The following is a 16241-nucleotide window of genomic DNA, read 5'->3' on the forward strand; positions in this document are numbered from 1 at the left end:
TGCTGGGCACTGGGAGCCAGGACAGGCTCTCGTCGCGGGCGTCGTCGCCTGGGTCGCGGATGGGTCTGAGAACACAGTCGCGATGCCAGTCGCTTCCATCCCTCGCTGCTGTCGTCAACCACGTGGCATGCCCAAGCCAATCCGGCCCTCTTAGCAGAATGCGAACGAAGGAACCGACTGGCTTTGGACCACGTTGGCTGCTGACGATCACCGCTAAATCTCCAACTTTGCATCGCATCACTTCACCCCTTCCTTCCTTGCGGCTCCACCTGCCACTCGGCACGCTTTGCCATGTGCTGTCGTAGTTCCTCGCTGATTCCGTTCCACATTCCCGTTTCGCATCGCTCCAACTCCTGTGCTCTGTGCCACGAATGGGCCTTTGTTGATTGATGGCTTGCCAACTTGATCAGATGGGATAGCTGCTTTTCGTAATCCGTCATTGCTGTGCATAGACCGCATCGCCCGAATAGGGGACGTATGAAACCGGCTGGCGACGGGGTGTAGTCGCGAACTGCTGCGCCGATTTGCAAAACCACAGGTGCTGCGTGTAGTGCTGGGTGTCGCCGTTGCGCTGCTTTTGCAGCTCCAGGCGGGCGTCCGGCTTGTCGGGGTCAATGTCGGGATCGTTTTCATCCCGGCGGGCACTCCACACGGTGAATACGTTGTCTGCGCCGTCGGTGATCTTTGATGATCCGGCCACGTCGAGCTTTCCCGGCCCCTTGGTTTCGTCCGCACCTTTGCGTGGGTGGGCTACCAGGTGAAGGTGGCAACCATTGCGGCGGGCGAAGTCGCACAGCTTGCGCACGGCCTCTTTCTGCGCCGTCATGGATCCGGGGCCATCCTCGGGCACGTCCGTCATCATCAGACTGTCGATAACGAAATGCCGCATCCCATAGCGCTTATTCGCGTACAGGAACACTTGCAACAAACGGTCAATACTGGCGCTGCCAACCACGTTGAAGAACCACAGCTTGTCCGTGACCCACTCGCCCACAGCGTCGATGTACTTCATCGTCGGGCGGTCCAGTCCGGTCGCCTGCTTCACCACGCGCTTGAGCTGGCGCTCTGGCGTCATCTCCCCGCTAAACACCGTCACGCGCTCGCCTTGCGCCATCAGGCCAAGGAGAACTTGGGACAGCATCAAGCTCTTGCCGTGGCCGTTGTAGCCCGTCCACACCGATAGCTCGCCGGGGCGGAACTCGAACCAATCCAGCTCCTTGTCCAGCCTCAGCACCGGGTCGCGCTCGTCTGTGTGAGCGGGGTAAAACATCGACTTCACTTTGTTGATGAAGTCGGACGCCTGCCGCAGTTCCTCGGGGTCGAGCGTCTTCGCGGTGCGGGTTGCCTCCCAGAAGTCCGAAGCATCGGCACCTTGCAAAAGGAAATCGTTCGCATCCTTGGCGGGCAACGTGACCAGCTTGCAGCGCTCCAACCCGAGGCGGCGAACAATCTCCTGCGCCCCGGCCTTCCCGGCTTCGTCACTGTCAAAGAAGATCAGAATTTCGCTGAACCGATCCAGCCGCTCCCAGTCGTTTTCCATCCACTGGTGATTGCCTGCCCCGGCGTTCACGGACAGCGCCGGTACTCCGCACTGGTGCAGCGTCATTGCGTCAATCTCGCCCTCGGTGATTGCCACCGTCCGGGCCTTCGGGTCGATCAGGTGCCAGCCGAACAGGCAAGGCTCTGCCCCGCCCTCTTGGCGCATGTCCTTCTTCTCCGCGATGTTGCGATACTTGACGTTGACCAGCTCGCCGTCGCGCAGGTACGGGAACACGGCATAGGTCTTGTCCCCGCGTGTCTGCTCCGCGATGCGGAACGCGGCGATGGTTTCAGGCGTCAGGCCCCGGCCTTTGAGCCATTCCAGCGCGCCAGCCTTGGCGGATTGGCATTGCGGCTTGGCGGGACGCTTGAAAGTCTTTTTCTCGCGCTCGGGCATGGAGTCGCGCACACCAAGATAGTCCTTTGCTTCGCTGATGGCCTCAGAAATGGAGCATCCACGGACAGCCGCCCACAAATCGAGCAGGTCGCCTTTCTCGCCCGATGCGAAGTCAGCCCAAACACCGGCCTTGGCACCGGTTAGCCTGACGGACAAGGACTGGCCTTCTTCGCCGCTGGTGCTGCCTGCGGCCCATTCGCCCGCTTTGCGCTTGCCTCCGGGCAGCAGGTACTGGGCAATCGCGGCGGCTTCACCGGCCATGCGCTGTGACAATTCCTTCGCATTCATGCCGCCACCTCCACGCGCTTGCCGTCGCGGAACTGGTGGGCGGTGTTGTGCCAACACTTGGCGGATATGGCGGACCAGACGCTATCAAACCCGGCATCGCGCCACCACGATGCGTTGCGATGGAGCGCGGCGTATTCGTCGCTGTCGCGCCTCGGCCCTGATCCGCCAAGGTGGACGCCCGCATCCTCCCATCGGGCTTGATTCAGCCACGTCGCCGGGTTCGGGATGAACTGTCCGCCGTCCTTGCGCCATTGCTCCGATGCGGCCTGAGCTGCGATTGCTGCCAGCATCCTGGCGAGCAGGTCCGCGTCCGGTTTTCGCTTCTCGAACGCCTTCAACGCGGCATCCCTGCCGACTTTTTTCGGGAACGCTGCCCAAAACTCCGCAAACCCCCCGTGGGGGGTAGGGGGGGTATTTCTTTCTTCTCTTCTCTTATCTACTCTTATCGGTTTCGTCTGGGTTAGCGATGGGTTAGCCATGGGTAACCCATGGGTTACCGGTGGGTTTTCTTCGGGTTGCCCATCGGTTTGTTTTGGGTTCTTTTTTGGCCTACCGCCCTTGTTTCCGTTCTCCCATGCAGCAAGCAATGCGGCATTCTTTTCAGCCCACCCGGTAACCGTCACCGTCAGGCCATCGCGGGCGATGTACTCGGCAGCAATCAGTGCTTCCTCAAGGTCTTGGGCTGCGCCAGGGAATTGGCATAAAGCCTTCAAGCCTGCGGCGGGGATATCAAAAACATCGCCCTTGCGGTTTTGGCAGTGCGCCCACAGCCGCATGATGTAAACCGGCGCGAGCTGGTCTTTCAGCATGTCGGCCACCATGCGCGTGCGCCAATGGTCGAAGAAATCAGGATCTACGATCATGCCTGCGACTTTCAGAACGGCATGCTTGGGTCAGAATCAACGAACGCAACCTTGAACTCCCCCAGTCGGAGAAAAGATACGCGGGCTCGCACCCATTCCGCCGCGCAGGCGGTTTCAGCGGGGGAAACTGTGACCAGCGGGTCGTCGATATAGCCGCCAGCCATAGTGAAACCACTGCTTCTCGCCGCCGCATCCACCCACTGCGCCGCAAAGTAGCGCAATTCACCTGGAAGGCCGGGCACGCCGGTCAGTACGAACAGCGGCTGGCCGTCCGCCAGCGCCAGTTCGCCAATGGCGCCGTTTTGGAATTTGAAGGACGTTTGCACTTGATACCCTTTCAAGAAAACCCAGAAAAATCACGTCGGCAGGCAGTGGGTGAGGCTGCTTTTCGGTAGCGAACCTAGCCGGGTGAAACTCATACGTGCTTCAACCGAAACACGCGAAAAACAAAAGCCACCAGCCACGCGGGCACCAGACCCCAGCAATAGGCCGTCATCACGGCGCGCTTGATGGCGGTGCGCATGGTCAAACCTTGAACCGCCGCGCAAGCGCCTTCATGGCCGCTTCGTATTGCTCGGTGGTAGAGCCAGGATTGGCCGCGATCCATGCGCGCTTGGAGGCTTCGTAGGCTTGCCAGCTCATGCCGAAGTCCCCCGCTTGATCGCGTCATTGCGGTCCTGGCTGGCGCGGCCGTCTTCGCGGTTCTGGATTGAGATACCGCCCAGCACCCGAGGCGGCAGTCCAACCGTTGGGCGCCCATTGCGATCCAGAGCGCGGATAGGGCCGTCCATGGGTGCGCGGCTGGTGTTGGTCTTGCGTGGGGGTACTGCGGGGATGTCGAGGTCAGCGCCGCGTGGGCGGACCGCCATGAAGGCGTTGAGTGGGAGGCTGTTGTTCATGCGGCTGCCCTCATTTCCGACTGAACCTCAATCACTTGCTCTGGCAGCTTTTGCAACCAGTCGGCGGCGAATTCGCAGCTGTTGCCCTTCGCGCCGTACTCGGTCACAAGGTCTTTGCCAGCGCAGAGCCAGATGCGCCCGTACTTGGAGTGCTCACCGCGCAAGCCATGGACCGTTACTTGCTTGCCGATGTTTGGACTGTTGGCACCAAAGATGCCGTCAATGACAACGCAAACGTCGCCTGATTTGATGGGCTCGTTCATGCTGCAACCCTCCCTTGCAGCAATTGACGCATCAGCCGGTTCTCAGCTTCGGCGGCTTGAGCGCGCTGCTCTGCCAGTTCGGCGCGGCGCTCGGCTTCTGTCTTCACCATCACCAAGGTGCACCCGACTTGATAAGCGGACCACTCTGGATAGATCGTGTTGCCAACCAGCTCGCAGAACTGCGAAACAAGATCAGCCTGCAGGGTGGCCTTGCCCTTCTTGATGTTGGAGAAGTACCCGGCGTCAATGCCGAGTGCCAAATAGATTTCCTTGTCTTCCAAGCCAGAGACGCTGCAGGCCAGTGTGAAAGCTGCTGCGGCGGTCTTCTGTGCGCGGACCATTTCAAGAGGAACAGTGCCGCGATGCGGCGCACGAACCAGGGCCAGTTCAGGCTGGTCTACAAGCTGCGTCATGATGTTTGAACCCGTTTGTGTACCCTGTTGGGGCAAATAAAAAGCAAGATGGAGGCATGAAACAAAACGCCTTTTTGATGCACCCGACCCACCAAACCAGCGCCACGGAGGGCAGCCGGATGGCGCATGACCAGGCGGGGGGATGCATCAAAAAGGCCCCTGCCGGAGCAGGAGCAAGCCGTTGCAGCGGCGAGGAGGGAAATGGAGAGGGGCACGGCTTAGATGCCCAGGCGGCCGTGTGCGTCGGCCAGTGCGCCGCGAACGGAATCGACCCGGCTGGCCAAGGTGCTGATCTGTACGGCCAGCTCGGTGGAAGCAAGAGCGCGGGCGGGTCCGGGCCTTTCGCTTGGATCAGCGCATGGGCACAAAACCGGCGAAAGGCGTGCGAGCAAGTTGCAGCTTGCCGCGTCCAATTTCGCGATGGAGTCCTCCAGGTACTCGATCTGGGCCTGCACATCGCTGATCGGCGCTTGAGCTTTAACTACCAATCCATCGGCTATGGACTGAAGGGTTCTGCGGGGTTGCTCAGAGTTCTGCATGAATTACCTCATCGGTTGGTTGGTGAAGAAAAGCCAGCCGACGCACGAAGCGCCGACTGGAAAGGCCGCTGCGAAGCGACTGAGGAGGGAATGGGTGCGGGCCATGGGTTAGGCGCCTTTGGCGAGACAGACGCTGCCGATGGGGAGCGCGATGAACGCAGCGATCAAAAGCAGCTCGCCCGGCAAACCGCCTACAGTTGCGCCAGCAACCATCAGGAGGTAAGCAATGAAGGTCATGGCGTTGCCAATGTGGCGAAGGCGACGGTTTGCGCTGGCGGCGGCAAAACGCTTCTGGAGCCTTGGCGCAGTGCCGGTGCTGCTGTTTTGGTTTTCAGCCACGGCAACCACCACTTTCGAGGCATGGCGCTACTTTTTCTTGGGCGCGGTCACCACAGCGCACTTCGGCATCTATGTCTTCTACGAAACCATGAGCTTGGTGCGCGCTCACCACTGGGCACTGCTGGAGGCCAGGGAGAAAGCAGCCATTCGGCGCTACATGAAGGGACGCTGATCTCACGCGGCCTCCTGCTGCTTTGCCTTGCGGGCGGGCTTAGCAAACTCACGGGGAACTGCAATGCCTGATCGAACGCAGGCAGCAATCACTCGGTCGGCCAGCCGGGGCGGCAATGTGTCTGGCCATTGCGAAATGGCCTGGGAGTTGATGCCTATGGCATCCGCTGCTTTTGCAACGGTTCCGCCCAGTAATTCGATGGCTTTGATCTTTTCCATGTCGTCATGTTAGCACTCTTACAAATGAAGTCAAGCACACTAACAAGCGGAAACAGTAAGCTCGCTTACATGAATACGCTGCAGGACAGGATCGCTGAAGTAATGGCCGTTGCTGGGCTGACTGTTGGAGAGCTGGCCGACATTGCTGGCGTAACTTCTTCGGCAGCCACACAGTGGAAGGATGGGCCGACCAAAACGCTGAAAGCCGCGCCAGCCGCCAGGCTCTCGGCAAAGACGGGATTTCGTGCACTCTGGCTATCCAGCGGCGAAGGCCCAAAAATGTCGCACGGCGTTTCCAACACCGAAGCTGGGCCGGACCTGCGCGGCAAAGTGCCATTGATTTCCTGGGTGCAGGCTGGCGAGTGGTGCAACGCAGCGGACCCACATCTGCCAGGCCAAGCGGATCGCTGGATGGATTGCCCCGTCAACCACAGCAGCAGCACCTTCGCCCTCAGAGTGCGCGGTGACTCCATGACAGCGCCCAGCGGTAACAGCCGGACTTACCCAGAGGGTTGTTACATCTTTGTGGACCCCGAGCGCAAAAACCCGGTGAACGGTGATCGCGTGGTGGCCTGTTTGGATGGAACGGACGAAGTGACATTCAAGGTCTACAAGAATGAAGACGGCCGCCAGTGGCTGCAGCCACTTAACCCGTCACATGAGCCAATCCGCGAGAAATTCCACATCCTGGGCACCGTGCTGGGCAAGTGGGAAGACGGATAAGCCAAATAGGCGGCTTGGCCCGAAGCCGCCAAAGCAACGATTGCCTATGCCTAAAAAACCAACGGACGTTGAAAAACTGCAAGCCGAAGTCGTGGTCTTGAAAAGAGAATTGAGGCAGCTGTACCTGCAGTTTGCGGTGGACCACCATCTCGTCGTCTCCCTCGCGCTACAGTGCAACAGCCCCGCGATCCTGCGCTCCAACTTCAACGAACTTGCTAACAAATCGAAAGACCGGCTGCTAAACACCACCCTCACGGACGCTGAAATCGATGTGCTAGATCGCTTTCAGAAATTGGTTGATAAACAGCTTCCCGCAGCCCCGCTGACCACTGTGAAATAGTGGAATCCTGATCGGCCTCGTGCTTCTTGATTTCACGCTCCCATTTTTGATTGCAGGCGGCCAGCTCGGGGTCCACCCGCCTCTCGGCAAGGCCCTGCCAAGCCTCATACCCCGCCCGCACCGCTGTTTCGCGGTGCCGACGCTTGCGCATCTCTGCCAGCCCCGCCGCCAGTGCGGCGACCGCAACCACAACCGCTGTGATCGCCACCCACTCTAGATAACCGGCCATAGCCACCCTTCCAACCGCCCATCGAGGCGGTTTTTTGTTGCCCGCCCGGATTGGGCGTAGAACAAATGTTAGTGCATTTACAAAAATATTGTTAAAGCACTTGACTTTGATTGTTAGCGCACTTACAGTAACACCCATCGACGCAAAACGCGGCGACGGGTGAAGCGGATCGGCGCACACCTCGGGTTCTTGCAGCAAGCCCGGCTGGATAAACACAAGGCAACCGCAGGCGGTAGCGGTATAGAAAAGATCGTCGGTGTGAAGGCTAGTAGCGCTCTGCCCCCGGATGGGATCAGGCAACGCGAACGAGATATGTAGGGCGAAGGAAGGAAACGACCGGCTGCCCCAGCACTGCGAAATCCAACGCTGGGTTCTATACGGCGGTGAGGCTAGGTCGCCAAGAAAAGCAAGACCGGAGCCCTGCTAACGCGGGGCGATTTCAAAGCATCGCGGGTCGGTGCTTTGACATTCAACAGGAGAACGACATGGCCATCAGCATTCAAGTCCCAACAAAGTTCCGCGTCACGCTGGAGAACTACGACGGCCGCTGCAAGCGCGTGACAGTGCAAGCGTTTTCGGCCTGCGACGCCATGGCCATGTGCCAAAAGGGCGGATGGCATCCAGTAGATGCGCAGGAAATCAAGTAACCCCCCGGCCTGCCAACGTGGGCCAAACCCAAAGCCGCTTCACAGAGGCTGCTTTGGATTTTCAACAGGAGATAGACATGCACGCAATCATCATCAGCGGTGTCGAGTTCAAGCGCGTTATGCCAGAGCGCTGTGTGCGCCTTACTCAGTGGGGCAAAGGGCAGCCCATTACCTGCCGCTGCACACCTTGTGCTGCGCGCAACCAAACGCCAGAGCAAGCCAAGGTTTCAGTGGATGCTGCCCATGGCCATTGACCACAGCAAGCTCAAGGCCTGGGCTTTGTGTTGGCCTGAGGACCCGAGGCCATTGCTGTTCGACAACGAGCAGACCGCCGAAGAAAACCGGCAGTGGTTCGCAAAGAACTACAAGACCACTCCGCAGGGAACTCCACGCGGTGAGCCGTTTGTGCTGCAGCTGAGCGTGACGGCCAGCCTTCCAAAGTAACCCCCCCCCCCCACCAGCGCCTCAGAGGCGCTTTGTTTTCAACTAGGAGATAGAGATGTACGACGAAGACTATGAAGTAGAAAGCAACCCAGCACCAGAAGCAAAAGGCGCAGTGACGATCAACCCGAACGTGATCCAGTACGACGCGGAAAAGATGTTTGACTCCATTGCGCGCATTGCTGCCCACCAAATCGTGGAGCAGTCTCGCGGAGACATTCGCCAAGCCGTGCAAAACGAGGTTCGGCTGACGATTCAATCCAGCGTTGGCGCGATCATCGAGAAGGTTGTAAACGAACCTATCCAGCAGCACAACGGCTACGGCGAAAAAATTGGCGAACCCACCACCTTGAAGGCACTGATCGGAAAGGCTGCAGAAGGTTATCTAGGCGCCAAAGTCAATGATCGCGGCGAAGCTGGCGGCTATCAAGCAAACCAAAGCCGCCTTGACTACATCGTGAAAAAGAACGTCGAGGCCACTATCGACTACACGATGCAGAAAGAGATCAAACAGGCCGTGGAAGCCGCTGTCGCCGCAGCGCAACTCAAGGTCGCAGAAGCAGTAGCTAAGTTGATCAAGTAACCACCCCCCCACCCCACAGGCTATCCAGGGGTGATTGCTTTGATGGGCGGAAGCGCTGAGAGAAGCGCGACACACAGTGAGTAGATGGAAATTCTGGCGGGTTGGACCCGCAAAGAGGCCAGTAGGGGCTGTGTGTGCAGGCATTGAGGAAGGCCATGCCGGTGACCTGTTGTCGAGACAGGTAGGTAAGAAGCTGAAATAAGTGACGCCCACATAAGACCTAGCTAGGTTCGCACCCTAGCCCGCCCTTCAAAGCAATCACCAATCAACGAACAGGAGAGAGAGCATGAAATACCAAAACCTCACTGAACTTGCCGCAGCGTTTCGTAGTGGCGATTTGAACCGCGATCACTACACGCTCGTTCTTGATAACGATGACTCTTGGCTTGACTACATCGGACCGCTGCCAGATGGAGTTGCGAGAGATAGCGAGGCGGCTGATGTTTGGCTTGATGCAAAGCACGACGAATGCCGCGCTTGGTTTCGCGGGAATGGATACCAGGATCTGAGTGATGCCTGCGATGCAGCAGGTATCCCGAATGAATGGTGCTAACCAGCTCCACCAATCAACGAACAGGAGAGAGAGCATGACAACCGAAACGCTGGCAGACGCACTGCCTAAAGAATGCGCACGTGTTCGCGAGGTGCTTGGCTACTACAAAGCAGTAAGCCCGGCAGGCTTTTTTGGCGCGGCGATGATCGAAGCGGAGTTGCGCGCTGCAGATAAGGCGATGGCATCCGGCGATGTTGTCGCAATGCTTCGCTCGATGAAAGTGCTGCAGGGAATCGAAGGCTAACAAACTCCACAGGCTGCGGTATCGCGGCTGGTGCGGATGGAAGCTCCGACAACCTCCTGGGTGAAAGGCCCCAGGGCCACTCATCAAGCGTTGCGTGCAGTGTTTGATGAGTGGGGCGGAAAGCGGGATGACTGCAGCGACTTGTAAACGCGGAGCATGACCCGGTCGGAGCACACCGACTTGAAAAAGCAACAACCGGCCATCCAAAGCCGTGAAGCCTGTTAGTGGCGAATGCCCTTGGCAATTTGGCGCGGTCCCTCGGGACGCTGGAGACGTAACCAGCACCATACACCCACCCTAGCCGCCCTCTGAGGCGGCTTTTTCATGGAGAAACGCATGCCAGCAGACAAAGCAATTGTCCTCTACGAATCCGATGAGGCAGCCAGCCTACAAACCGTCACTGGCTGGGTATCGCGCACGGGGCACTTCTGGGGCCAGGATGAGCATATGGCTCGTTACGACGGGTCTACTCACAAAGTCTGTAGCGAGAACCCGGCGCATGGCGTTGTCGAGACGCGCGGATGGTGCCGGATGTGCCGCGATGAGCGCATGAATGCGAGGTTCGCAGCGATGCCGCGCCGCGCATACGACGGCACGCCAGTGGCTGTGTTTGATGGGGAGACCTACTTCTTCGACGCCCAAGAAATAGCGGATTGGCTGGTTGATAACGACATCAAACCAGAAGACGCACGCTTGGTGTTCTGCAAGCCACAAACGGCCAGCGAAATTGATCCGAACGAGCACTACCACGACGACCTTCCAGAAGATGGCGAGGTAAGCGACCGGCTCATGGCTGCGTTCGATGCACTCAATGCAGTGATACGAGAAGAACCGCCATTGAGTTGGTGGCCCGGAGAGGAAGCCGTCATCCTCCCGCCTGATTTCCTTGAGCCCGCTTAGTCGGGCTTTTTCATGGAGGCAGCAATGTCGCAAACATCAATACCTGCAGAGTATCGGGCGCCGCGCTGCCCAAAGGGGGAGCATGAGCTAACCCTGTACCCAGAATGGGCCAACGACGAACCAGTGGTGTGCCATTTTGAGTACATCCCTGGCGAGGCTCAAACCATTGACTACCCGGGTTGCCCGGAAGAAGTGAACCTCACCAGCTCATATGTGCGGGGCTGGGACTGCTACCGGCTTCTCAGTCAGAAGCAGATCGCGGAGTTGGAAGAACAATTCGCAACCTGCCAACCAGAGCCGGAGTTTGAGCCATGACCAGGCTACTCAAAGACCTCCCAGCAGCACGGAAGGCAAGCGCTGAGGCGCAGGCTAAGGTGAAGGCGGAGAACCTGAAAGCAGAGCTTCTCAGCACGCTCATAACGATTGACCAGCGGTTCACGCTGTGCGCCGAAGCCGGGGCATCTGCTGCTGAGGCTTATGACTCGTTCTATCAAGGCTTCGTCCGCGCAGCAATCGCCAAAGCACAAGGAGAGCCACATGAGTGATTCAAACTGGACCCTGCGCTTTCCCCGCACCACGCGATGCGACGGACACGCAATCTACTACTACAAGACCCCGGCCCATCGCCGGTTTTTTTACGCCTTTGTGCGTCGTGGATGGCTGCTAGTGCCTGTGGTGCTGGCTGTCATTGTCCTGGCCGGATGCGTTGACATGGCATCAGAAGAAAACACAGCCGCAAGCCTTCGGGATGCTGTGGCGCAAGCAAGGAGCGGGCAATGAATGATTCATGCTTTTGCGACTACGACCCAGCGGACTTTTACTGCGCTACGAAGCCCGTGGCGCGGAAGGAGCACCGCTGCTATGAATGCGGGCACGCCATCAGCCCGGGCGAGACCTACGAGCGTGTCAGCGCAAAGTGGGAGGGCATCGTAGATGTATTCAAGACTTGCAGTCGCTGCACAGCGTTGCGGGAGCATCTAAAAGCCCACGCTCCATGCTTCTGCTGGGCGCACGGGAACCTGCTCGGTGACGCTATTGATACATGGAGCGACATTGCTCCAGGCGCAGAAGGAAGCGGCCTTGCTTTTGAATTGGGTCGCATGGCAGTCGCCATCAAGCGCTCTCCTATGCCGGGAGCACGGCAATGATCCCACTCTCTCAAATGACCGAACACGAGCAGTTCTTGTTCTCGAAAGAAGCCCTGGAAGACGCTGGCGAGGCGCTGCGCCGCAAGGGCTTTGAAGAAGAAGGCGCTCGCTACATCGGCTACGTCCGCGAGATGCGCGGTGAACAACAGACCAAGGAGCCATCCCCATGACAGAAGACGAACTCAACATCACCGAAGGCCAGCGCGACTCAATCGAAATCGCCCTGGCCTTTGTCGTTGCGCTGATGCTGGCGGTGGTGGTTGCATCGCCGTGGATTGCATGAAGCACCTCGCATTCTTTGCCGCGTGGCTCCTTGCCTGCGCTCTAGCTCTCGCACTTGCTTTTGTGCGGGGGTATTCAACACCGATTTATTGAGAGGTGCGCCATGCATCCAGTTTTGCAAGAGTCGTGCGATGAGGCTATGGCCTGCGCACAAATTGAATTCGACCAATCACACCAAGCATTCCAAGGAACACACCATGTCAATCGCAACCCTCATCCTGGGCCAGTCCGGCACGGGAAAGACGACCAGCCTTCGCAATCTGGACCCGGCGCACACGCTTCTGATTCAGGCGGTCAAAAAGCCGCTTCCATTCCGCTCTGAGGGGTGGGGCTGGTTCCACAAAGAAAACAAGCCCCACGGCAATGTCTTTGTATCCGACAACGCTGACCAGATCATCAAGATGATGAAGGGCACACGCCGGGATGTGATCGTGCTGGATGACTTCCAGTACATCCTGGCAAACGAGTTCATGCGTCGCGTGTTGGACAAAGAAACCGGCAATGCCGCGTTTGCCAAATACAACGAGATTGCGCACAACGCATGGTCGATTTTGATGGCCGCAAGCCAGCTGCCAGACCACAAGCGCGTCTACATCCTAGGGCACACCCAAGAGGATGAGAACGGACGGGTGAAGGCCAAGACCATCGGCAAGTTGCTGGATGAAAAGATCACGCTGGAGGGCCTGCTGACCATTGTCCTGCGCACCACCGTGATCAACGGTCAGTACCTTTTCACCACCAAGAACAACGGCCTCGACACCGTAAAAAGTCCCATGGGCTTGTTCGAGGCAGACCAGATCGACAACGACCTAGCCGCTGTCGATGCGGCCATTTTTTCCTACTACGGCCTTCAAGAAACCGTCTAACACCAAGGACACATCATGTACCAATTCAATGCAGCAACTGCGGCAGAAGCCGACAACATCAGCGCTTACCTCGACGAAACCGGAAAGTACAAAGGCAAGTTCACGCGGGCCGAAAAGCTGGTAAGCACCAACAAGGGAACGCACGGCATCGGTTTCACATTTGAAGATGAGTCCAAGCGCACGTGCCGCTTTGACCTCTGGACGATGGACCGCGACAACAAGCCGCTGATGGGCTTCAAATCAGTGCAGGCAATCCTGGCTGTGCTGCGCTTCCCGGCAGGACGAGAACTCAAGGTTCTTCAAGCCCAGGTAGACCGCTACGACTACGACACGCGGCAAACCAACAAGGTGACAGCCGAAACCTTCCCCGACCTGATCAATCGTCCGATTGGGCTGGTGATGCGCAACACCGAGTACGCCAAGATGCGCGATGGTCAATTGACCGGGGAAACCGGCTGGCGCCTTGAGCTGGTGGTGCCATTTCAAGCCGACACCGAATTGACCGCAAGCGAAGTTGTTGGCAACAAGACGCAGCCGCAAAAGCTTTCGTCAATCCTGGCGACCATAGCAGATCGCCCATTGAAGACCCGCCCCGCCGGTGCATCACATCGCACCGATCATGGCGGTCCTCCCCCAGGCCATCCGGCAGCGGGTGGGTTTGACGACTTCGGCGACGCGCCCTACTGACCATGCCGCAGCGCGATTACCGTGCCTACGCCCAATCGCCCAAGGGCAAGGCAGCAAGAGCCAGGGCGCATGCACGGTACATCGAAAAACGCCGTGAACTGAATCAACAACCGAAGGCCAGCACTGCACAAGTCGCTGGCCTTCTTACTTCTTGGGGAAAAAATGAACCTCTTCATTGATATTGAAACCATCCCAGCGCAACGCCCTGATGTGATGGAGGAAATCAAAGCCAACATCAAGCCGCCAGCCACGTTCAAGAAGCCCGAAAGCATCGCGGAATGGATGCGCACAGAAGGCCCCGGCGCCGTCGAAGAGGCATACCGCAAAACCGGATTAGATGGAGCCTACGGGCAAATTTGCGTGGTGGGCTTGGCTGTGAATGACTTTGACCCCGTTGCCATTTGCGAGCTGGACTGGGAAGACCCAGGCGCAGAGCGACGTATTTTGGAGACACTGGGTTGCCAGCTAACCGACTTGATTGCGCCAAACGGTACGTTCACAACATGCGTGATCGGCCACAACGTCAGCGCCTTTGACCTGCGATTCCTGCTTCAGCGAAGCATCGTGAACGGCATCCGCCCGCACGCGACGCTGGCGCGAGCCGCCCAGGCAAAGCCATGGGAAGGTGACAAGGTCTTTGACACCATGGTGCAGTGGACTGGCTCCGCCAGTGTGCGCATCAGCCTCGACAAGCTATGCAAGGCTCTTTCCATCCCCACCCCGAAAGACGGAATTACTGGCGCCATGGTGTGGGACGCGGTACGGGATGGGCGGATTGACGAGGTCGCAGCGTACTGCCTGAAAGATGTGACCGCCACACGCGAGGCTTACAAACGTATGACGTTTCAAATGGCGCAAGCCGCGTAACCACTCCCCCACCCCACCCAAAGGCCCGCAGTAGCGGGTCTTCTCATTTCAGGACCAGATATGACGAAGCCAACCACATACCAACCCATTGACCCATCCGAACTGAGCATTTCCAACGACCCCTACACCGGGCGCGAGCGCACGAACGAAGGCAAGTACGCAGAAATCTTCTGCAAGGTCAAGCAAGGCCAGCGCATCGTCTGCCCACCAGGACGCGCAGGCGCCATTGCCCACGCTTACGAAAAGTGGCTGGTGAAGAACCTGGGCGCAAAGCAGCCGGTTATCCGCACCAAGCGCGCTTGCGATGACGGCAAGGGCGGCGTGTGGTGGCTTGGCGAGAAAGAAGCGAAGAAGCCTGAGACGGTCTGGGCTGGTTTGAAGAAGGCCGCATAACCGCACCCCTGGTGCACCACCACATGGAGGCCGTATGGCTGACAAAGAGCCCACCCTGAAAGAGTGGAAGCGCCGAGCGCTCAAAGCCGAAGCGCAGATCGAGTTCATCCAGAACGTGCGGTCTCTGGAGGCTCAGCAAGAACTGACGTCTGCGCGGGAGCGGGCTGCGCAAAAAGTCGCGCTTGATGAAATTCGCGAAGTCCTTCAATGGGCACAGGAGCAAAAGACATGACCGACACGAATACAGCAGAGCGCGAGGCTGTTGCGCGAGCAATTTGGGCTCTGATGCGCGAGCACGAAGATCGCTGCGATGAGGAATTGGAAGACTTGAGCCGATGCCACCCAGTCTGGGAATACGCAGATGCCGCCCGCGCATCTCTCGCAGCAAGTGCGGGGAGTGAGCCGGTAATTGGATGGCACGCATTCCCGCACTACCTTCAACACCCCGATGGACGGCTTCTGCGAACTGCATCCGATCTTTTGGCGCGGCACGGCTACACGGGCTGCGCTGAACCATTGCGCGCAATGTCCGATGTCCTGTTGTCCACCCACCCCTCTCCCCCAGAGGGAATGGCAGGGTGGAAATGGGTTCCGGTGGAGCCGACTGAAGAAATGAAGGCTGCGGCAGTGAAGTATGCGAACGGGACTGCGGTCTACAAGAACGTGAAGGCCGAAGTGCTGCGCATCGAGGAAGGCATCTACGGCGAGGTCTACGAGGCGATGATCGCCGCCGCCCCACCACTTCCCGCATCTGAGGCAAAGGAGCCGATATGAGCAACGAACCTGAATTCTGCGAGCCATGGGTAGAGGGAAAGCTGCGAGAAAGGCTTGCCCCGTACAAAAAACGCTACCCATTGTTCGATCTTGAACGAGTTGTGGACACAGTGAAAAACTGGGACGCGAAGAGTCAGCGGTGGGCGCCGTACATGACCGACAAAGATATTCAAAAGCTGAACAGGTCGCACCACAAAAGCGTCAGCCTCAGCCGATTGGCCAGCCTAGACAACTGGTGAAAACCATCAAGGAAACCCCATGACATCCCCCACCCAAGGCGAACACGCCCAGACAGAAGCGCTGCGGCCAAAGTTTGGCGATCTGCTGCGAAATACGATGGCAAGCGAGAGCAACCCGCGCCGCGATGCTTACTTTATCCGAGAGGTGCACCGATCAGGCGGTGGCGTGAACCCAGGCCGCTGGTTTGAAATGACCGATGGCAAAGGCGAAACGTGGCTGAGCAACCCGCAAAACATGGTCTCAGCAGCCCCCCGCGCAGCCAGCAGCCGAGGGCGCGGCCAAAGTGAATTGGTGGGAGGCGAATGGAGACAAATATGACGCTTCCATTTCGCCAATGCAGCCAGCACCAGCCACACAGCAAGCGGGCTGGAAACTGGTGCCCTTGGAGCCCTCC

Annotated in this window: 30 protein-coding genes; 20 read left to right on the forward strand and 10 right to left on the reverse strand. The window is 58.4% G+C overall.

The features are described 5' to 3' along the window. Positions 1–436: 436 nt before the first annotated feature. The 8 genes from NFX52_RS05300 to NFX52_RS30845 all read right to left on the reverse strand — a co-directional run bounded on the left by NFX52_RS05300 (position 437) and on the right by NFX52_RS30845 (position 5438). A complete protein-coding gene (locus NFX52_RS05300) occupies positions 437–2224 on the reverse strand; it encodes a toprim domain-containing protein (RefSeq protein WP_252635551.1) in 1788 nt (595 codons plus the stop codon). After that, positions 2221–3087, reverse strand: a complete 867-nt coding sequence (locus NFX52_RS05305; RefSeq protein WP_252635552.1) for an LvrA C-terminal domain-related protein — start codon at positions 3085–3087, stop codon at positions 2221–2223. Before NFX52_RS05305 ends, NFX52_RS05300 begins: the two co-directional genes overlap by 4 nt. Before the next feature lie 11 nt (positions 3088–3098). After that, the gene (locus NFX52_RS05310) at positions 3099–3413 is read right to left on the reverse strand and encodes a hypothetical protein (protein ID WP_252635553.1); all 315 of its coding nucleotides are present in this window, start codon (positions 3411–3413) and stop codon (positions 3099–3101) included. Between the two features lie 312 nt (positions 3414–3725). Further along, the gene (locus NFX52_RS05315; RefSeq protein ID WP_252635554.1) at positions 3726–3986 is read right to left on the reverse strand and encodes a hypothetical protein; all 261 of its coding nucleotides are present in this window, start codon (positions 3984–3986) and stop codon (positions 3726–3728) included. Beyond that, positions 3983–4249 (reverse strand): hypothetical protein, encoded by a 267-nt coding sequence (locus NFX52_RS05320; protein ID WP_055396565.1) that lies wholly within the window; start codon positions 4247–4249, stop codon positions 3983–3985. The genes NFX52_RS05315 and NFX52_RS05320 overlap by 4 nt, the downstream gene beginning before the upstream one ends. Beyond that, positions 4246–4662: a transcriptional regulator gene (locus NFX52_RS05325; RefSeq protein ID WP_055396563.1), complete on the reverse strand. Its 417-nt coding sequence runs from the start codon at positions 4660–4662 to the stop codon at positions 4246–4248. The genes NFX52_RS05320 and NFX52_RS05325 overlap by 4 nt, the downstream gene beginning before the upstream one ends. A 218-nt stretch (positions 4663–4880) precedes the next feature. Next, positions 4881–5201 carry a hypothetical protein gene (locus tag NFX52_RS05330; protein WP_055396561.1) on the reverse strand — a complete coding sequence of 107 codons (321 nt, stop codon included), beginning with the start codon at positions 5199–5201 and terminating at the stop codon, positions 4881–4883. A 108-nt stretch (positions 5202–5309) separates the two neighbouring features. Then, positions 5310–5438, reverse strand: a complete 129-nt coding sequence (locus tag NFX52_RS30845; protein ID WP_255354200.1) for a hypothetical protein — start codon at positions 5436–5438, stop codon at positions 5310–5312. Here NFX52_RS30845 and NFX52_RS05335 point away from each other — a divergent pair. Then, on the forward strand, positions 5428–5712 hold the full coding sequence (locus NFX52_RS05335) for a hypothetical protein (RefSeq protein WP_252635555.1): 285 nt from the start codon (positions 5428–5430) through the stop codon (positions 5710–5712). The genes NFX52_RS30845 and NFX52_RS05335 overlap by 11 nt on opposite strands. Before the next feature lie 2 nt (positions 5713–5714). Here NFX52_RS05335 and NFX52_RS05340 read toward each other — a convergent pair whose 3' ends face one another. Beyond that, positions 5715–5930 (reverse strand): Cro/CI family transcriptional regulator, encoded by a 216-nt coding sequence (locus NFX52_RS05340; protein ID WP_252635556.1) that lies wholly within the window; start codon positions 5928–5930, stop codon positions 5715–5717. Between the two features lie 69 nt (positions 5931–5999). On the opposite strand from NFX52_RS05340, the gene NFX52_RS05345 reads away from it, so the two are divergent. Beyond that, a complete protein-coding gene (locus NFX52_RS05345) occupies positions 6000–6653 on the forward strand; it encodes a LexA family protein (RefSeq protein ID WP_252635557.1) in 654 nt (217 codons plus the stop codon). A 251-nt stretch (positions 6654–6904) separates the two neighbouring features. Here the strand turns inward: NFX52_RS05345 and NFX52_RS05350 are convergent, their stop codons facing one another. Continuing rightward, entirely contained in the window at positions 6905–7522 is a 618-nt protein-coding gene (locus NFX52_RS05350; RefSeq protein WP_252635558.1) for a hypothetical protein, read from the reverse strand. A gap of 185 nt (positions 7523–7707) precedes the next feature. Here NFX52_RS05350 and NFX52_RS05355 point away from each other — a divergent pair, with 185 nt between their 5' ends. The 18 genes from NFX52_RS05355 to NFX52_RS05440 all read left to right on the forward strand — a co-directional run bounded on the left by NFX52_RS05355 (position 7708) and on the right by NFX52_RS05440 (position 15846). Next, positions 7708–7869: a hypothetical protein gene (locus NFX52_RS05355; protein WP_252635559.1), complete on the forward strand. Its 162-nt coding sequence runs from the start codon at positions 7708–7710 to the stop codon at positions 7867–7869. A gap of 17 nt (positions 7870–7886) precedes the next feature. Next, positions 7887–8123 (forward strand): hypothetical protein, encoded by a 237-nt coding sequence (locus tag NFX52_RS05360; protein ID WP_156358663.1) that lies wholly within the window; start codon positions 7887–7889, stop codon positions 8121–8123. After that, complete coding sequence (locus NFX52_RS05365; RefSeq protein ID WP_156358662.1) at positions 8113–8313, forward strand: hypothetical protein; 201 nt, start codon at positions 8113–8115, stop codon at positions 8311–8313. Before NFX52_RS05360 ends, NFX52_RS05365 begins: the two co-directional genes overlap by 11 nt. A 55-nt stretch (positions 8314–8368) precedes the next feature. Continuing rightward, entirely contained in the window at positions 8369–8893 is a 525-nt protein-coding gene (locus NFX52_RS05370; protein ID WP_252635560.1) for a hypothetical protein, read from the forward strand. A gap of 286 nt (positions 8894–9179) precedes the next feature. Next, positions 9180–9446 (forward strand): hypothetical protein, encoded by a 267-nt coding sequence (locus NFX52_RS05375; RefSeq protein ID WP_156358661.1) that lies wholly within the window; start codon positions 9180–9182, stop codon positions 9444–9446. 34 nt (positions 9447–9480) lie between these two features. After that, positions 9481–9690 (forward strand): hypothetical protein, encoded by a 210-nt coding sequence (locus NFX52_RS05380; RefSeq protein ID WP_055396545.1) that lies wholly within the window; start codon positions 9481–9483, stop codon positions 9688–9690. Between the two features lie 336 nt (positions 9691–10026). Then, positions 10027–10590 carry a hypothetical protein gene (locus tag NFX52_RS05385; RefSeq protein WP_055396543.1) on the forward strand — a complete coding sequence of 188 codons (564 nt, stop codon included), beginning with the start codon at positions 10027–10029 and terminating at the stop codon, positions 10588–10590. 24 nt (positions 10591–10614) lie between these two features. Further along, on the forward strand, positions 10615–10905 hold the full coding sequence (locus tag NFX52_RS05390) for a hypothetical protein (protein WP_156358660.1): 291 nt from the start codon (positions 10615–10617) through the stop codon (positions 10903–10905). Beyond that, positions 10902–11135: a hypothetical protein gene (locus NFX52_RS05395; protein WP_055396540.1), complete on the forward strand. Its 234-nt coding sequence runs from the start codon at positions 10902–10904 to the stop codon at positions 11133–11135. The genes NFX52_RS05390 and NFX52_RS05395 overlap by 4 nt, the downstream gene beginning before the upstream one ends. Beyond that, the gene (locus NFX52_RS05400) at positions 11128–11370 is read left to right on the forward strand and encodes a hypothetical protein (protein WP_156358659.1); all 243 of its coding nucleotides are present in this window, start codon (positions 11128–11130) and stop codon (positions 11368–11370) included. The genes NFX52_RS05395 and NFX52_RS05400 overlap by 8 nt, the downstream gene beginning before the upstream one ends. Before the next feature lie 364 nt (positions 11371–11734). Continuing rightward, entirely contained in the window at positions 11735–11908 is a 174-nt protein-coding gene (locus NFX52_RS05405) for a hypothetical protein (protein WP_156358658.1), read from the forward strand. 309 nt (positions 11909–12217) lie between these two features. Next, positions 12218–12886: a DEAD/DEAH box helicase family protein gene (locus NFX52_RS05410; protein ID WP_055396745.1), complete on the forward strand. Its 669-nt coding sequence runs from the start codon at positions 12218–12220 to the stop codon at positions 12884–12886. 15 nt (positions 12887–12901) lie between these two features. Beyond that, entirely contained in the window at positions 12902–13573 is a 672-nt protein-coding gene (locus NFX52_RS05415; protein WP_055396538.1) for a hypothetical protein, read from the forward strand. A 162-nt stretch (positions 13574–13735) separates the two neighbouring features. Continuing rightward, positions 13736–14440: a 3'-5' exonuclease family protein gene (locus tag NFX52_RS05420; RefSeq protein WP_055396535.1), complete on the forward strand. Its 705-nt coding sequence runs from the start codon at positions 13736–13738 to the stop codon at positions 14438–14440. Between the two features lie 60 nt (positions 14441–14500). Further along, a complete protein-coding gene (locus NFX52_RS05425; RefSeq protein WP_055396534.1) occupies positions 14501–14833 on the forward strand; it encodes a hypothetical protein in 333 nt (110 codons plus the stop codon). 34 nt (positions 14834–14867) lie between these two features. After that, entirely contained in the window at positions 14868–15065 is a 198-nt protein-coding gene (locus NFX52_RS05430; RefSeq protein WP_055396532.1) for a hypothetical protein, read from the forward strand. Further along, entirely contained in the window at positions 15062–15607 is a 546-nt protein-coding gene (locus NFX52_RS05435; protein ID WP_252635561.1) for a hypothetical protein, read from the forward strand. The genes NFX52_RS05430 and NFX52_RS05435 overlap by 4 nt, the downstream gene beginning before the upstream one ends. Continuing rightward, the gene (locus tag NFX52_RS05440; RefSeq protein ID WP_252635562.1) at positions 15604–15846 is read left to right on the forward strand and encodes a hypothetical protein; all 243 of its coding nucleotides are present in this window, start codon (positions 15604–15606) and stop codon (positions 15844–15846) included. The genes NFX52_RS05435 and NFX52_RS05440 overlap by 4 nt, the downstream gene beginning before the upstream one ends. Positions 15847–16241: the final 395 nt, after the last annotated feature.

It is taken from the genome of Acidovorax facilis, from assembly GCF_023913775.1.
In the GTDB taxonomy this organism is placed as follows: Bacteria; Pseudomonadota; Gammaproteobacteria; order Burkholderiales; family Burkholderiaceae_C; genus Acidovorax; species Acidovorax facilis.

Bases quoted from the DNA above. Each gene is read 5' to 3' on its own strand.
- NFX52_RS05430 (WP_055396532.1), top strand. From the start codon at position 14,868: ATGGCTGACAAAGAGCCCACCCTGAAAGAGTGGAAGCGCCGAGCGCTC.
- NFX52_RS05315 (WP_252635554.1), bottom strand. From the start codon at position 3,986: ATGAACAACAGCCTCCCACTCAACGCCTTCATGGCGGTCCGCCCACGC.
- NFX52_RS05375 (WP_156358661.1), top strand. From the start codon at position 9,180: ATGAAATACCAAAACCTCACTGAACTTGCCGCAGCGTTTCGTAGTGGC.
- NFX52_RS30845 (WP_255354200.1), bottom strand. From the start codon at position 5,438: ATGACCTTCATTGCTTACCTCCTGATGGTTGCTGGCGCAACTGTAGGC.
- NFX52_RS05405 (WP_156358658.1), top strand. From the start codon at position 11,735: ATGATCCCACTCTCTCAAATGACCGAACACGAGCAGTTCTTGTTCTCG.
- NFX52_RS05385 (WP_055396543.1), top strand. From the start codon at position 10,027: ATGCCAGCAGACAAAGCAATTGTCCTCTACGAATCCGATGAGGCAGCC.
- NFX52_RS05300 (WP_252635551.1), bottom strand. From the start codon at position 2,224: ATGAATGCGAAGGAATTGTCACAGCGCATGGCCGGTGAAGCCGCCGCG.
- NFX52_RS05340 (WP_252635556.1), bottom strand. From the start codon at position 5,930: ATGGAAAAGATCAAAGCCATCGAATTACTGGGCGGAACCGTTGCAAAA.
- NFX52_RS05345 (WP_252635557.1), top strand. From the start codon at position 6,000: ATGAATACGCTGCAGGACAGGATCGCTGAAGTAATGGCCGTTGCTGGG.
- NFX52_RS05335 (WP_252635555.1), top strand. From the start codon at position 5,428: ATGAAGGTCATGGCGTTGCCAATGTGGCGAAGGCGACGGTTTGCGCTG.
- NFX52_RS05380 (WP_055396545.1), top strand. From the start codon at position 9,481: ATGACAACCGAAACGCTGGCAGACGCACTGCCTAAAGAATGCGCACGT.
- NFX52_RS05320 (WP_055396565.1), bottom strand. From the start codon at position 4,249: ATGAACGAGCCCATCAAATCAGGCGACGTTTGCGTTGTCATTGACGGC.
- NFX52_RS05355 (WP_252635559.1), top strand. From the start codon at position 7,708: ATGGCCATCAGCATTCAAGTCCCAACAAAGTTCCGCGTCACGCTGGAG.
- NFX52_RS05365 (WP_156358662.1), top strand. From the start codon at position 8,113: ATGGCCATTGACCACAGCAAGCTCAAGGCCTGGGCTTTGTGTTGGCCT.
- NFX52_RS05305 (WP_252635552.1), bottom strand. From the start codon at position 3,087: ATGATCGTAGATCCTGATTTCTTCGACCATTGGCGCACGCGCATGGTG.
- NFX52_RS05325 (WP_055396563.1), bottom strand. From the start codon at position 4,662: ATGACGCAGCTTGTAGACCAGCCTGAACTGGCCCTGGTTCGTGCGCCG.
- NFX52_RS05420 (WP_055396535.1), top strand. From the start codon at position 13,736: ATGAACCTCTTCATTGATATTGAAACCATCCCAGCGCAACGCCCTGAT.
- NFX52_RS05390 (WP_156358660.1), top strand. From the start codon at position 10,615: ATGTCGCAAACATCAATACCTGCAGAGTATCGGGCGCCGCGCTGCCCA.
- NFX52_RS05440 (WP_252635562.1), top strand. From the start codon at position 15,604: ATGAGCAACGAACCTGAATTCTGCGAGCCATGGGTAGAGGGAAAGCTG.
- NFX52_RS05425 (WP_055396534.1), top strand. From the start codon at position 14,501: ATGACGAAGCCAACCACATACCAACCCATTGACCCATCCGAACTGAGC.
- NFX52_RS05435 (WP_252635561.1), top strand. From the start codon at position 15,062: ATGACCGACACGAATACAGCAGAGCGCGAGGCTGTTGCGCGAGCAATT.
- NFX52_RS05370 (WP_252635560.1), top strand. From the start codon at position 8,369: ATGTACGACGAAGACTATGAAGTAGAAAGCAACCCAGCACCAGAAGCA.
- NFX52_RS05400 (WP_156358659.1), top strand. From the start codon at position 11,128: ATGAGTGATTCAAACTGGACCCTGCGCTTTCCCCGCACCACGCGATGC.
- NFX52_RS05330 (WP_055396561.1), bottom strand. From the start codon at position 5,201: ATGCAGAACTCTGAGCAACCCCGCAGAACCCTTCAGTCCATAGCCGAT.
- NFX52_RS05415 (WP_055396538.1), top strand. From the start codon at position 12,902: ATGTACCAATTCAATGCAGCAACTGCGGCAGAAGCCGACAACATCAGC.
- NFX52_RS05410 (WP_055396745.1), top strand. From the start codon at position 12,218: ATGTCAATCGCAACCCTCATCCTGGGCCAGTCCGGCACGGGAAAGACG.
- NFX52_RS05395 (WP_055396540.1), top strand. From the start codon at position 10,902: ATGACCAGGCTACTCAAAGACCTCCCAGCAGCACGGAAGGCAAGCGCT.